The 14,661-nt window shown below is 42.8% G+C and carries 13 protein-coding genes and 1 riboswitch; of the genes, 8 read left to right on the top strand and 5 right to left on the bottom strand.

The features are described 5' to 3' along the window. Positions 1–153: 153 nt before the first annotated feature. Positions 154–1,104, bottom strand: a complete 951-nt coding sequence (locus tag ACO1R6_RS14645) for an OmpA/MotB family protein (RefSeq protein ID WP_486265647.1) — start codon at positions 1,102–1,104, stop codon at positions 154–156. Between the two features lie 707 nt (positions 1,105–1,811). Between ACO1R6_RS14645 and accD the strand changes: the two genes are divergently transcribed. Continuing rightward, positions 1,812–2,714: an acetyl-CoA carboxylase, carboxyltransferase subunit beta gene (gene accD, locus ACO1R6_RS14640; RefSeq protein WP_486265646.1), complete on the top strand. Its 903-nt coding sequence runs from the start codon at positions 1,812–1,814 to the stop codon at positions 2,712–2,714. Between the two features lie 233 nt (positions 2,715–2,947). Next, positions 2,948–3,679, top strand: coding sequence for a YiaD family glycine zipper/OmpA-like lipoprotein (locus tag ACO1R6_RS14635; protein ID WP_486265645.1), 732 nt, complete (start codon positions 2,948–2,950; stop codon positions 3,677–3,679). An 86-nt stretch (positions 3,680–3,765) separates the two neighbouring features. Here the strand turns inward: ACO1R6_RS14635 and ACO1R6_RS14630 are convergent, their stop codons facing one another. Further along, a complete protein-coding gene (locus ACO1R6_RS14630) occupies positions 3,766–4,425 on the bottom strand; it encodes a DUF2238 domain-containing protein (protein ID WP_486265644.1) in 660 nt (219 codons plus the stop codon). 274 nt (positions 4,426–4,699) lie between these two features. Between ACO1R6_RS14630 and ACO1R6_RS14625 the strand changes: the two genes are divergently transcribed. Further along, a complete protein-coding gene (locus ACO1R6_RS14625) occupies positions 4,700–7,030 on the top strand; it encodes a glycoside hydrolase family 95 protein (protein ID WP_486265643.1) in 2,331 nt (776 codons plus the stop codon). 42 nt (positions 7,031–7,072) lie between these two features. On the opposite strand, the gene ACO1R6_RS14620 is transcribed toward ACO1R6_RS14625, so the two are convergent. Together ACO1R6_RS14620 and ACO1R6_RS14615 are read right to left on the bottom strand one after the other, a co-directional pair. After that, positions 7,073–8,635, bottom strand: a complete 1,563-nt coding sequence (locus tag ACO1R6_RS14620) for a protein adenylyltransferase SelO (RefSeq protein ID WP_486265642.1) — start codon at positions 8,633–8,635, stop codon at positions 7,073–7,075. 454 nt (positions 8,636–9,089) lie between these two features. Next, positions 9,090–9,707 (bottom strand): YceI family protein, encoded by a 618-nt coding sequence (locus ACO1R6_RS14615; protein WP_486265641.1) that lies wholly within the window; start codon positions 9,705–9,707, stop codon positions 9,090–9,092. 293 nt (positions 9,708–10,000) lie between these two features. Continuing rightward, positions 10,001–10,099, top strand: a riboswitch (TPP riboswitch). A 75-nt stretch (positions 10,100–10,174) separates the two neighbouring features. Between ACO1R6_RS14615 and ACO1R6_RS14610 the strand changes: the two genes are divergently transcribed. The 4 genes from ACO1R6_RS14610 to ACO1R6_RS14595 are packed head-to-tail and all read left to right on the top strand — an operon-like array spanning position 10,175 to position 12,883. Next, entirely contained in the window at positions 10,175–10,900 is a 726-nt protein-coding gene (locus ACO1R6_RS14610; RefSeq protein WP_486265639.1) for a class I SAM-dependent methyltransferase, read from the top strand. Further along, positions 10,897–11,961 carry an AIR synthase-related protein gene (locus ACO1R6_RS14605; protein WP_486265637.1) on the top strand — a complete coding sequence of 355 codons (1,065 nt, stop codon included), beginning with the start codon at positions 10,897–10,899 and terminating at the stop codon, positions 11,959–11,961. Before ACO1R6_RS14610 ends, ACO1R6_RS14605 begins: the two co-directional genes overlap by 4 nt. Before the next feature lie 5 nt (positions 11,962–11,966). After that, positions 11,967–12,608, top strand: coding sequence for a thiamine phosphate synthase (locus ACO1R6_RS14600; protein ID WP_486265636.1), 642 nt, complete (start codon positions 11,967–11,969; stop codon positions 12,606–12,608). Next, entirely contained in the window at positions 12,605–12,883 is a 279-nt protein-coding gene (locus ACO1R6_RS14595; RefSeq protein ID WP_486265635.1) for a Trm112 family protein, read from the top strand. Before ACO1R6_RS14600 ends, ACO1R6_RS14595 begins: the two co-directional genes overlap by 4 nt. A gap of 115 nt (positions 12,884–12,998) precedes the next feature. Here ACO1R6_RS14595 and ACO1R6_RS14590 read toward each other — a convergent pair whose 3' ends face one another. Beyond that, complete coding sequence (locus tag ACO1R6_RS14590; RefSeq protein WP_486265634.1) at positions 12,999–13,172, bottom strand: hypothetical protein; 174 nt, start codon at positions 13,170–13,172, stop codon at positions 12,999–13,001. Positions 13,173–13,511: 339 nt separating this feature from the next. Here ACO1R6_RS14590 and ACO1R6_RS14585 point away from each other — a divergent pair, with 339 nt between their 5' ends. Then, positions 13,512–14,342 (top strand): hypothetical protein, encoded by an 831-nt coding sequence (locus ACO1R6_RS14585; RefSeq protein ID WP_486265633.1) that lies wholly within the window; start codon positions 13,512–13,514, stop codon positions 14,340–14,342. Positions 14,343–14,661: the final 319 nt, after the last annotated feature.

Here is a 14,661-nt window from a genome sequence, read left to right as displayed (position 1 = left end):
TAAGTCAATCTAACCAATAGTTCTTTCCAAGATGACAGAATAAAATGATTTTTATTAAGAAAAATAGCCTATAAATTACCAATGTCCTTAGGAGAAGGGGCCAGGGAATAAGGTGCCATTCAAGCTTTATTAGATTTCATCCGAACAACAAGATTAATTCTTCTCCAGAATCTGGAAAAGTTCGTCGAGTTTAGGCGTTAAAATAATTTCGGTGCGGCGGTTTAGTTGGCGTTGGTCGGCAGATGAATTTTGGGCGACCGGCACATATTTGGAACGACCAGACGGGGTTACCCGCTCAGGGCTAAGCCCGGACTCAGTTAGAATACGGGTTATTTCGGTGGCACGCAGCACACTCAAATCCCAGTTGTCTTTCATGCCCACTGTACCTCTGGAAATGGGCACATCGTCGGTATGGCCTTCTACCAATACGTTTACATCCTGCTGATCCCGCAAGGCCACGGCCAATTTTTGTAAAGCATCCTGCCCTTTGGGATCTACTTTGGTACTGCCCGATTTAAATAATAATTGCTCCGACAACGAGACGTAGACTTTGCCATTTTTTACATTTACCGATAAATCGCCGGCTTTAAACCCTAATAAAGCATTGGTTACTTTGGCTTTTAAGGCGTTTACAGCTTTGTCTTTTTCGGCCAGTACCCGTTCCAATTCGTTCAGGCGTTCTTCGCGTTGTTTTAAATCGGCACTAAGTTTATCTATCTGGCTTTTGCTTAGAGCCAGGTCGCCGGATAAGCGGCTCGATTCAGAAGCACTGTTGCTGAGCAGTTTTTCGTGGTTTTTAATTAATTTATCGTAGGTGTTGGTTAACTCGCGGTATAAGCCCTGGGTTTTGCGCAAGGCCCTACCGGTTTCAGTGGAGTCTTTTACTAAAGCCCGGTGGGCATCTAGTTGCTGGGCCATTTGTTCTTCTAAATTTTTCCGTTCAGTCTGTACACGGGCCATGGCTTTTTCACAAGCTGCCAGGTCTAAGTCCAGTTTAGATTTGCGGGTGGCCAGGTCGTCGTATTTTTTCTTGGCAACGCAGGAGGCCAGTAAAAAAGTAAATAGAGAAAAAAGCAGGAGTTTACGTAAAATTAGGAAAGGCATAGGTATTTTAATAATTAGGTTGCTAAGTACAAATATACTAATTGACCCGACCCGCCAAACAGAATAAAACTTTTAAATACAGGAAAAGCATGATGCGGTAAGCAAGTTATTAAATAATCTAAAATAAATATAATAAACTCAATTTACAACGAGCGTAATCTTTTGGGATGTAAGTTGCATAGTTACCGGCAACAGGTTTTTACTACTAAAATCTGTTTTTAAGTTAATTTGTTGGGCCCGGATAAGTAGCTACAATACCCATTTAAAATTAATTAGCATAAGCAGAACCAACACCAGCAGTAGCTGATGAACCGCTTGTTCCTGAAAAGACACAAAAAAATCTGGTGCTCAAATCGTTTTAAAAAGCTTAAAAGGAGTAATGCCCACAACAGCGTAGTAAAAAAGGAGTATACCCAAGCTTGCTTGTTTTTAGTTTTAAAAACTGGCGTTTGGCATATCGGAAACGGAGCCGGGGGCGTTATGTATAACAGGATAATTTATTTAGCTTTTCTATAAATATTCACCGGAATCATAAGGTGTAAATAAATTAGCTAAGCAGGTGTAGTTGGTCTCCGGAAAAACTCTGTATATTTGCGCCCTGCAAAAAGTAACCGGGTGGTTGTGCTGGAGCCTTAAATAATAGGGAAGCCCTCGGAGTAAAAAGGTTTAAATAGAAATTGCCATTTCGCTTATAAAAAATAGGTAGTATGTCTTGGTTTAGAAGAGTAGAAAAAGGTATTGTAACCCCCACTGAGCAGAAGAAGGAAACCCCCGACGGCCTGTGGTATAAGTGCCCCAACTGTAAAGCGGTTACCAATACCACGGAGCACCGTAAAAATTTATACACTTGCCCCAAATGTAACTTTCACGAACGCATTAATTCTGCCGAATATTTTGAAGTATTATTCGACGACAATAAATTCGAAGAAATTAACGCCAATCTTAGTTCAGCGGACCCGCTCAATTTTGTAGATTCTAAGCCTTATCCCAAACGGATTGTAGATACGCAAAAAAAGACTAACCTCACCGATGCTGTCCGGACAGCGCACGGGAAAATTAATGGGGCTAATCTGGTAATTGCCTGTATGGACTTTAATTTTATTGGTGGTTCTATGGGTTCTGTAGTTGGCGAAAAAATTGCCCGCGCTATTGATTTTGCCCGGCAGCACAAATATCCTTTCCTCATGATTTCCAAATCAGGCGGTGCCCGTATGATGGAGGCCGGATATTCTTTAATGCAAATGGCCAAAACCTCGGCTAAACTGGCTTTACTCGCCGAAGAAGGCATTCCTTACATTTCGTTATTAACCGACCCCACTACCGGCGGTGTTACGGCATCGTTTGCCATGTTAGGCGATTTTAATATTGCTGAACCGGGTGCCCTCATTGGTTTTGCCGGTCCGCGGGTTATTAAAGAAACCATTGGCAAGGAATTACCCAAAGGCTTCCAGAGTTCAGAATTTGTTCTGGAGCACGGATTCCTGGATTTTATTGTGGAGCGCAAAGAGCTAAAACAAAAATTATCAGATCTGATAACCATGCTTCGCCCAACCGAAGAATCGCCGGCGGAAATTACCGAAACTACCCGCAAAAAAACGGTAAAAGCTTAAAATATAATTGTTTAGCCGATTGATGATAGGCCGCTATTGCGTAGCAGCCCAGGATTATTATACCTTTTTTATTCAGTTACCCAGATAACTAAATTAAAAATATAGAATCTGGCCCGGATTTTGAAAAGGGACTTTAACCGTTAACTAATTAGTATTAAAAAACATTTTTACCCGTATAAAGTATTATTGTTCGGAATCTTAATTCTAAAATTTAAACACTAAATTAATTTACTATGAAAATCTCGAAATTATTTTTTTCCTTTTTCTTCTCTTTACTAATCGTATTTTCGGGTTGTAAGTCTACTAATCAGTATAGCACCTCTAACGACTCAACCCGCAAAAAACAGGAAGAGGAAAAGTATAAAAACCGTACCCGTACCGGTGGTTTAATAGGTGCAGGCGCTGGTGCTGTTGTAGGTGGTGTGGTAGGTAGAATTACCGGTAACACGGCGGCGGGTGCCCTTATTGGTGCAGCTGTAGGTGGTACTACTGGTGCGGTTATTGGTCGACGGATGGATAAGCAAGCCGAAGAGTTGCGAGCAGATATGAAAAATGCTAAGATTGAGCGGGTTGGCGAAGGTATTAAAATTACTTTTGCTTCTGGTATTTTGTTTAATACCAACTCGGCTGATTTACAGCCCACCTCTATAACCGATATTAATACCCTGGCTGCTACCCTGAAAAAATACGGCGATACCAACGTAATTGTAGAAGGACACACCGATAACACCGGTACGGATGCCATTAACCAACCGCTTTCTGAAAACCGGGCTCGTTCTGTAGCCAGTCAGTTATTAGCGCAAGGCGTGGAGTCTAACAGAATTACAACCCAAGGCTTTGGTTCTTCTGTGCCGGTAGCCGATAACAATACTACCGCCGGTAAACAAGCCAACCGCCGGGTAGAAATTGCAATTTTTGCGAACGAAAAATTGAAAAAAGCTGCTGAGCGTGGCGATATCCGCTAAGCATAATATTATTTATAAAATACAAAACCGGGCCATTTGGCCCGGTTTTTTTATGTCCGGCAGATTGGTTTGGTTTACTAATATAGCTATAACTGCACTTTTTGTTTTTTATTGGATACTCTTTGCCGGACCAGGTACACTTGCAGCAGAATAATACTGGTACCCAATACTGCCAGGGCAATATCCTTCTGGGCATCCCACATATCGCCCTGCATACCCAAAAAATCATCGCCCTGGTTTTTAAAGAAAATATCGGCCACAAGCCACTCTACCACTTCGTATAAAGCCGCTAAAGAAAATGTTAGATCAAAAGGTAATAAATAGGTAAGCCAATTGCGCAGTTTAAGTTTAAACCGGAATATTTCGTGCATGGGGTAAGCCAGTAAAAAGCCAAAACCAAAGTGCACAATCCGGTCGAAGTGGTTACGTTCCAGGTTTAACTTTACCTGCAGCCACTCGCCAAAAGGGTTTTCGGCGTAAGTATATTGGCTGCCGTATACGTGAAGCATCAAAAAAATAAATATAAAACTTACCGCCAACGTCGAAAATTTATGCCAGCGGTTCAGGTAATACAGCAAAATTAAAAAGGGTATGGTTAAGGTATTTTCGAGGAGCCAGTTGGTAAAGTTAGTGGTGGTAAAACCCGTATAAACCCAAAAAGCCGTAAAAATTACCCCGTACCCGCCAATAATGCTAAGAGGGGCTATATAGGTGTTGCCGGTACGGGTTTCTGCTTTAATCGCCATGCTGCTGCGGGTATAATTAAGTACCTTTAGAGTTTTTACTTTTTATTAAATATTAGGTTTGAAATTCTAAAGATCTTCCAGAAATTTTTAAAGTGTTTTATTCTGACTAAAACCAGTTAAGGCCAGTTAGAACCTAATATTGTCCAGAAAGAACCTGTAAATCCGCAAAATGTTTTATGCCGCGGGACTAAACGCATCTTTTTAAATTCTTGCGATAAGTATTTGCATTTATTTAATTAAGTTGCCGCTTAAGCCTTAAACAGCTAGCACGTTTATGTTTCTTAAGAAAATTATTACTGGTTTATTTATCTGCCTGGGGCTAATCGGCTCGGGTAAAAAAGCAGAAGCGCAAACACCCATCACGCCACCACCCGCCGATTTAAAGATTTGGTTTACCCACCCGGCATTAAGCTGGAACGAAGCTTTACCGGTAGGAAACGGCCGGTTGGGCGCAATGATTTTTGGCGGCATTCAATCCGAAAGAATTCAGTTAAACGAGGAAACGGTTTGGAGTGGGGCACCCGCCGATTTTGTAAACCCGGCGGCCAAAGCTGCTTTGCCCCAGGTAAGGCAATTACTATTTGCGGGTAAGTACGCCGAAGCCCAAAAACTAGCCCAGGAGACCATGATGGGAAATAAAACGGTAGGTAGTAATTACCAGACCCTCGGCGATTTAGAATTGGATTTTGGAAGAGTTGATAATATTAGCGATTACCGCCGCGAACTGGATTTGGAAAACGCGCTAGCCACCGTCACCTATAAAGCCGGGCCAATTACTTTTACCCGCGAAATATTCTCGAGTGCGCCCAACCAGGTACTGGTGCTGCGGCTTACCGCCAGTAAAGCCGCCGCCTTAAACTTTAATTTAAAAATGAGCCGCCCCGGCGATAAAGCCCAGATTATTGCCAGCGAAAATGGTTTAACTTTAAGCGAACATGTAAACAATGGCGTCGGTGTAAAAATAAGTACGCGGGTAAAAGTTTTGACCGATGGCGGTCAGGTAACTGCAGCTGGTAACGCTCTGCAAATTAAGGAAGCCAACAGCGTAACCATATTATTAAGTGCCGCAACAGATTATTGGGGCGATGTGCCCTTAATTAAAGCAAATAAGCACCTAAGTGCCGCCGAAACACAACCTTACGCTAAACTAAAAACGGCCCATATCCAGGATTACCAAAGTTATTTTAAGCGGGTAGATTTTAATGTTGGAGTAACTGAAGCGGCCTATTACCCTACTGATGCCCGTTTGTTGGCGTTGCAAGCCGGCAACCCGGACCCGCATTTACTTCAATTATATTACCAGTTTGGCCGGTATTTATTAATCAGCAGTTCGCGGCCGGGTGGCTTGCCGGCTAATTTACAAGGCATTTGGGCCGATGGCTTGTACCCACCCTGGAGTGCCGATTATCATATCAACATCAATATTCAGATGAATTATTGGTTAGCCGAGGTAACGAATTTATCGGAACTGCACCAGCCGTTTTTAACTTTTCTGAACAAATTAAGCGTTGATGGCCGCAAAACCGCGCGCGACATGTATGGCCTGACGGGCGCGGTAGCGCACTTTACCACCGACGCCTGGCATTTTACCGAGCCTTACGGCCAAACGCAATGGGCCATGTGGCCAATGGGCTTGGCCTGGAGTGCCCAACATTTGTGGGAGCATTATTTATTTACCGAAGATAAAAAATACCTGCAGCAACTAGCATACCCGGTACTAAAAGAAACCGCCGAATTTTGCGCCAATTGGTTAGTCGAAAATCCGCAGACCAAACAGTTGGTATCGGGGCCTTCTATATCGCCGGAAAATACTTTTAAAACAACGGGTGGGGCAGTAGCTACCGTGGTTATGGGGCCTACCATGGACCACATGATTATCCGGGACTTATTTACCAATACCATTGCTGCCGCCCAGGTACTAAAAAAAGATGCGGCTTTCCGGCGGCACTTGCAAAATTTACTAAACCGTTTAAGTCCTACTAAAATTGCGAGCGATGGCCGCATAATGGAATGGACCGAAGAATTTGCCGAACCAGAACCGGGGCACCGGCATATTTCGCATTTGTACGGCTTGCATCCGGGCCGGCAAATTACAAAACAGCAAAATCCGGAACTAATGGCCGCAGCCCGTAAAACCATCGACTACCGTTTGAGCCACGGCGGCGGCCACACGGGTTGGAGCCGCGCCTGGATTATTAACTTTTTTGCCCGGTTGCAGGATGGCGGCGCCGCTTACGAAAATTTACTGGCCTTGCTCCGGAAATCTACTTTACCTAATTTATTTGATAATCATCCGCCTTTTCAGATTGATGGCAATTTTGGGGCTACGGCAGGTATAACCGAAATGTTGCTGCAAAGCCACGCCGGCGAAATAGAATTATTGCCAGCCTTGCCAACTGCCTGGCCCCAGGGCTACATTCACGGTATTTGTGCCCGCGGGGGCTTTGAACTGAATATAGATTGGGAAAAAGGCCAGCTTAAAAAAGTAACGGTGCTTTCTAAATTGGGCAATCTTTGCCAAATTCGTTACGGAGATAAAGTAGTTACTTTAAAAACCCAAATTGGTAAAGCTTATACATTAGATAGTAACTTGCAAGTATTATAAATAATAAATCCGGGTGTGTTAGGCACCCGGATTTATTATTAATTAAGAACTACATGAAAGCATAGAACAACCTGCTTTCTGGCTGGCCCAAGCGGGCCTTTTTACTAAAAAATGGTCAAATTTATTACTGTAAGGCTCTTTTAGGGCGGCTTGCAGTTGCGTAAATAAAGTGTTTTCGCCGCGTTCTAACTCTTCAATGGCCTGGTGCAATAAATAATTCCGGAGAATAAACCGCGGGTTACTTTGGCGCATGCGCTGTTCTGCTTCGGCCGGTGATATTTTGTTTTGCTGCCGGCGGGCAGCGTAGGCCAGGAGCCACTGGTTTAATTTTTCTGTTTGGCCGGTGTTAGGTGCCTGGTAAAAACTAGCTTCAAAATGATCAACTTTTAATTTGGCTGAATCATGGGTGGCAGCAAAACTGGGCAACAACTGGTAAAAAATGGTCATATCGGGCTTAATAGCCGTAAGAACTTCTTCTAAATTGGCCAACAACTTTAAATCTTCGGCGTTTACTATGTCCAGGCCTAATTTATTTCCCATCATTTGGTAATAATTCTGATAAAAATAGCCTTCAAAAGCTTCCAGTTCGGCTACCAGCTTTTCGGTTCCGGTAAGTAAAGGCGCTATCGCGCTAGCTAAACAGCCCAGGTTCCAATAAGCAATGGAGGCTTGCTGACCAAAAGCGTACCGGCGGCCCGGTAAATCGGTAGTATTGGGGGTAAAATTAGGGTCGTAATCGTCGAGGAAAGAAAAAGGGCCGTAATCAATGGTTAATCCCAGAATCGACATGTTGTCGGTATTCATTACTCCGTGCACAAAGCCTACCCGGAGCCATTCTACTATTAAGCGGGCTGTCCGTTCTACTACTTCTTTAAACCAGGCCAATATTTTTTCTTCGCCGTCGCCAGCAATACCAGGAAAATACCGGCTAATGGTCCAGTTGGTTAAATTTTTTAAGTTATCTAATTCTTTCCGGGCGGCAGGCATTTCAAAATTCCCGAAACGCAAAAAAGTAGGGGCTACGCGCATTACAATGGCCCCCGGTTCAAAGGCGGGGTTGCCGTTGTAAAACATGTCTCGCATTACCTGGTCGCCGGTAGAAGCCAAACTCAAGGCCCGGGTAGTTGGTACGCCCAGGTAATGCATGGCCTCGCTCATTAAATATTCCCGCACCGATGAGCGTAACACTGCGCGGCCATCGGCCCTGCGCGAATACGGGGTTCGTCCGGCGCCTTTTAGTTGTAATTCCCAGGTACGGCCGTCAGGTGCGGGCCACTCGCCCAAAGTTATGGCCCGGCCGTCGCCTAGTTGGCCGGCCCAATTGCCAAACTGGTGACCAGCGTAACAGGCCGCATACGGTACCATGGTAGGCGCGAGGTGGTTACCACCCAATAGATCAATATCGGTTTGAGTGGGTTTTTCAATGCCTAAATCTTTCGCTAAATCATCGGACCAGGCTAGTAATTGGGGTTTAGCTACCGGCGTGGGCATGGCTTTGCTGTACAACATCCCGGGGGTTTGGCGCGGACGCAGATCGCCGGAATCATCGCCCGGAAAATTATTTACAAATTCATTTTTATATTCTTGGGCACTCAGGCTGGGCATATATCAGTTTTATTAATTTAATGGTATAAAGAATTAACCAAATACAATATTGGTCTGGTAAGCATTAACAAAAGTTTTACCGGAAAAATTACCGGCTACTTACATAATTAAAGTAAAGTTTATAGCTGATTTTAATAATTATTATTTAGAGTATGTTTACATTTAGTAGAAACAGTCGAAATCCATCCTTTAGAAAGAATCTTCTGCTTAGGTAACCCCTACGAGTCTTTGGGAATGACGGAGATTACTGGGAGAAAGAGGCAATTTTCTTCCGCTTTTTTTAATTGTTTAATAAAATTTAAACATACTCTTACTTGATTTTAAAAGCGGTAAGTAGTGAATTTTTTCCGAGAAAACGATTACTCCGTATAAACAATAAAGCAGCAACTACGCCAACCGGTAGCTGCTGCTCTGCAGAAGTGGTATAAATTCTTTTATAATATTTCGAAAATATTTAAATCCTGATACGGCGTGCCGCTATTTTTAGATGAATATCTACCTCTGGATAAATATGGCGGTTTTTTAAAGCGGGATCGGCCGCGTAAGTCATGCCCCATTGGGTACGATCTAACTTAAAAGTAGCTTCTACCGCCAACGAATCTTCCTGTAAATCTATCCGGGCCGGAAAAGTAATGGCGTGCGTTTGGCCCAGCATAGTAAAGTTGCCGGTAACCTGCGCGTTGTTTGCGGTATTTGCCTCTGCAGCACTAGTGGGTAGAGGCATTACCTGGCTGAGCGTAAAACTGGCTTCGGGGTAAACGGCCAGGTTAAAAAAATCTTTGCTCTTCAGGTGTTTCAGCAGAACCGGTTTAACTGTTTTGGGCAAATCAAAATTTTTAATCGACGCAATGGGAATAACAAAGGTGCCGCTTTTAATCTGGCCATTTTCTACTAGCAGGCCGGCGCACGTTACGGCAAATGAACCCTGGTGCGTAGTATTGGGGCTGGCGCCCGACCATTTGATTAGCGATTTTTCCTCGTTTAGGGTGTAATTAAATTTATCGGTCTCGGAAATAAATAAAGAAGATAATAAGCTAAGTACACTTAGAAAGAATAATAAAAGGGGTTTCATGTAACTGTGTTTATGGAGGTTTACCTGTGGGTAAATAGTTAACTTTTACTAAGACTTTGCGGCCTAAAAATGCAACCGGAAGCAGTACCCCTAAAATTTATCTTTGTTAAAGCCAGAAATGATACCCTGAATGGGCAAAACCGGCTCCTGAATAGTATTATCAATATTTGTATTGATGTGCAGAGAACCTCTTTATTTTAAGAGCGATCTGCTGTACACGCGTATGCCAAACAGATAAATTTTTAAATAAACGGCTTTAAATCGTTTAAACTAAATAATTTTATTACCTTCGTTCTAATTACATGGGGTGCTTAATAAAGAATTAGGCTGAGATTATACCCATATACCTGATCTGGATAATGCCAGCGTAGGAAATGTAAACCTTCTTAAAAACACGCGTTCGCGTTTTTTAACATTTTCTATCTGCTTTAAAGCCAGGCATTTTTAAACTATTTAAAATACCGGTGATGAGCAATTTAACAAAACAAAAGTTTGACCTGGCAACCCAGGATTTAAGAAAATGGCAGGGCCGGCCGGAGTGGTTTTTTAACCGCGACCATACCGATACCTACGAAATGTGGTACGAAGGCCGCTACAAACGCGCCGAAATCTGGCAGAAAAAAATAATAGGCGACTTAATTAAGCAAGACCAACGGGTAAAAACCCTATTGGAGTTTGGTTGCGGCACTACCCGTTTTACCCGCTGGTGGCACGAAATAGGCATTGAAGCCAGCGGCGGCGATATTTCGCCGTTTATGTTGGGCCAGGGGGTACACCTGTTCGATGGCGATTTGGTCTTGGCCGATTCTCACTACATGCCCTTTAAAGACCACACCTTCGATGCTTTGGCTTTTATTACCACTTTTGAATATTACCGCGACCCGGTTAAAGTAATTCGGGAGGCGGTGCGCGTGGGTAAATACGGCATTGTTTTCGGGATGATGAACCGTAACTCTCCCAAAGTTGTACGCCGGCGGGTACAGCAAGCATTTGGTAAAAACCCCTTCTACGTAACCGCTACTTTTTACACCCCACAAAAATTAATGGCTACTATCCGGGAGGCGCTGGCGGGCCGGGAATACACGATAAACTGGATGGCTACTGGCTTGCCCGAATGGTTTCCGGTGCAGCAATGGCGCGTGCCTTACGGCGATTTTTTTGGATTGCACGTTAAATTAACCGATGTGCAATGAGCGCTTTTATAGATAATGCGGGCAAAATAGGTGCGGAGGCTTTTAAAGAAATATTGCTGCCCCAGTGTGGTGCTGCCCGGCCTGAGGTGGTATTGGGGCCGCGCTTTGGTGTAGATACTGCCCTGATTAACTTGGGCAATAATATGGGTTTGGCGGTGGCCAGCGATCCGCTTTCTTTAATTCCGGCGCTGGGTTTGCAGGAATCGGCCTGGTTATCGGTGCATTTACTGGCCAACGATATGGCTACTACGGGTTTTGCTCCTCAGTTTGCCCAGTTTGTGTTAAACCTGCCTACTAGTCTAAGCGCCGCTGCTTTTCAGGAATATTGGGGGCATATCCATCGGTTTTGTTCCGATATAGGTGTAGCCATTACGGGCGGTCATACCGGCCAGATAGAAGGGCAAAATTCTACTATAGCGGGTGGGGGCACCATGTTTTTAACCGCTCCTCTAGACCAAATGCTGGCCAGTAGCGGTGCCCGGCCAGGCGATATTATTGTGGTTACCAAAGAAGCGGCTTTAACGGCCTCGTCTATTCTGGGCCTAAGTTTTCCCGAAACGGTAAAAAACAAGCTGGGCCAGGAGGTTTACCAAATTGCCTGCGAAAATTTTTACCGCACCTCTTCTTTACCCGATGCTTTAGCCGCGACTGAAGTTTTAAAACCGCACCTGGATTTAACCGCCATGCACGATGTAACCGAAGGCGGTTTACTAGGCGCTATCACCGAAATGGCGGCCGCTTCGGGTTGTGGCTTTTGGGTAGAAGACGAAAAGCTGCCGATTGATGAGGCACCTTACCAGATTACTTCTTTATTTAACATTGATTACCGCTACAGCGTTGGGGCAGGGGCTATGATTATGGCCGTACAAAAAGAAAAATTGCCCGTTTTAATTCAGCACTTGGCCACAAAAAACATTCAGGCTACGGCCGTAGGGGAGTTTACAACAGCGGCGGAAGGTTGTAAAATCCTGCAAAACGAACAGATGCAAGAGCTGAACTTTAATGGCAAAGATCCTTATTGGGAAGCTTTTTTTAACGCCTATAAAGCCGGGTTAAAATGACAAAAATGAATTCCATTACCGGCGGCGTATACTTAGTAGTAGATCCCAGCCAGTCAATCCAGAACTTGCTGCCCAAAATAGAGCAGGCCTTAGCCGCTGGCGTACAGGTGCTGCAAATCTGGAAGAATTGGCCCGAATATTATGATTTAGAAGCAAAACAATATTTTATCGATCAACTGCTAAATATTGCCATTAAGTACCAGGTGCCCGTGCTGATAAACGACGAATGGGAATTACTGTTAACCACCGGGTTGCACGGCGTGCATTTTGATAATATTCCGGCAGATTATGATATAATCAAGCGCAGCATAAACCGTCCGTTTCTGGCGGGTATTACGTGCAGCAATAATTTGGACCTGATACACTGGGCACACCAAAACCTGCTCGATTATCTATCTTTCTGCGCGATGTTCCCGTCCTCTTCGGTAAACACCTGCGAACTGGTAAAACCCGAAACAGTAGCAGAAGCCCGCAAAATAACGGATATGCCTATTTTCTTGTCAGGCGGAATTACGCCGGCTAACCTAGGGTCTTTAAAGAATTTAGCTTTTAAAGGGGTTGCTGTTATAGCTGGTATTTTAAACGCCGAAGATCCTTATCAGAATACCATTGCCTACGAACAAGTACTTAAACAATTAAATAAATGAGAGCTGCCTTATTAGCAAAACTTTGCTGTCCGCAAGATAAATCGGATTTACAAATTCAGGTTTTTGCGCAAACCGAAGAAAACGAGATTACCGAAGGATTATTAACGTGCCAAGCCTGCAACCGCTACTACCCCATTATTTACGGTTTGCCTATTCTTACACCCGACGAGTACCGGGAAAAAGCTTTAGAATTACCCTTGCTGGAAAAATGGGGCTTGCGCTTAACCGATAACCAGAACCAGGTTTTCCGGTTAGAAGCACCGGAAAGTAAATAGAACAATGCCTCCCGGCACCGCAGTTTATACCTGCGGTTTTTCCGGTAATTATTTTCTGAAAAGGAAATAATTACCTCCGGCAGCACTTAAATTATAAGGGCAGAGCTATGAAGAATTAAATCATGCCGGGTTTGTAACCGGGCGAGGACCGTTTTTTCTTGCGCCAACCTCTTTTTAAAGAATTACCAGTCCAGATATTTGACAAGAAAATGGCCATTAACAAAGCCGCAATTTCTAATATTATAATAAATGCGAGTACTTCCCACCAGTTATAGTTATAGATATTCATACCTTATTTTTTAAGTGGCTGGAGATAAAAAAATACTAAATAAATATAACGGTAAATACCTAAAAATAGGTATAGGGGCTTATTTAATTATTCCGTAAGTTAGCCCAAGTCTTAAAGCGTGCCATAATAGGTCTATTTTTATATTACAAAAATATTAGCGCTTTACTATATTTATTCTTAATATTGTTAAATATTTCGATTATAGGGAATTTGGTGGTTCTTTTGTTTCTAGCTGATAAATTGAAAATTTTTATAAAAAATTGAATTTATTCGATCTTAGCGGGAACCTAAACGGGAGAATATCGTAATATAAATTTATTTTAATTAAACGTTGGAAGTATGCAGAAAAGGTTTACTCATTTAGCTTTCTTACTTATTGTTTTGAGTTGCGTAACCGCTTGCCAGGAAGGTAATTTCCGGTATATTGAGCCTGTTACCGGTAAAAACTGCCAATTAATAAAAGAGTATTCTTATAGTAACGGCAAGCGTTATTTATTAAATGAGTATTCCTACCTCGATTCTAACCATGTAGCCTCAGTTAAACATTATTCACCTACCGAATACCTGGGCCAAACCCAATTTGAATACGATACCGAAGGCCGGCTGGTAAAAATATACGATAAAATTCCGGATAACAATACCGGTAAATCTTATGATGGCTATTTGGTTTACGGGTACGATGCCAATGGCAACGTGATTGAAATTAAAGGCTATAATACTGAGAACAGCAGCGAAGTACTTATTCAGCACATGCTGTTGTATTACAATGCACAAAACCAGGTAGACCGGGTTATTTCCAGTTACGGCAGTTTAACCCGCCTGGAATATGATGAAAAAGGTAATGTTGCCCGCGTGTTCTTTACCCCTTATCTGCAAAAAGAATATTTAAGAGAAGAGTACACGTCTTATAACAATAAAACGCCGGATTCTTTAAACCAAATCCTAACACTGCGCAATATTTTTATGAACCCCATAGGTTGTAATTACAGCCAGAACCAGGCGCTGGCTTATAAAATGTATAACCCGGATGGTAGCTTAAACCAAAATTATAACCAAAGAATAACTTACGACCGCTTTGGCAATTACATTAAACTAAATTCTAATCACGCTGGAACCGGAGCACTGGCTAGTAATACCGTTATTGAAGCAGAATACAAATGCCGGTTTTAGTTTAGAACTACTTCAGAAGTATTTACTTTATAAAAATAAAGGTCCTGATTGGGAAAGATCAGGACCTTTATTTTATCTGGGTGTTATTTCCAATCGTAAAAAGATGTTCTAAAAATAGCAACAGCATTCATCATTTCAAAATGGTCATTCTGCAAGAATCTTCTTGGTTACTAAATCAGAAGAATCTTGCAAAAGAACCGATAAAAATGGGGAAAACTTATTCTCGCAAGCAGCTATGTAAACTAGTATTTACAAGTTGGTATTATGTGTAGGTTTGGGTTTAAATAACTTTAAAGTAAATGGCTTAGCCATTAAAATA

The sequence above is a fragment of the Adhaeribacter sp. genome (assembly GCF_057359045.1).
The sequence above is the reverse complement of the archived record's forward strand: the minus strand, read 5'-3'. Positions and strand labels throughout refer to the sequence as shown.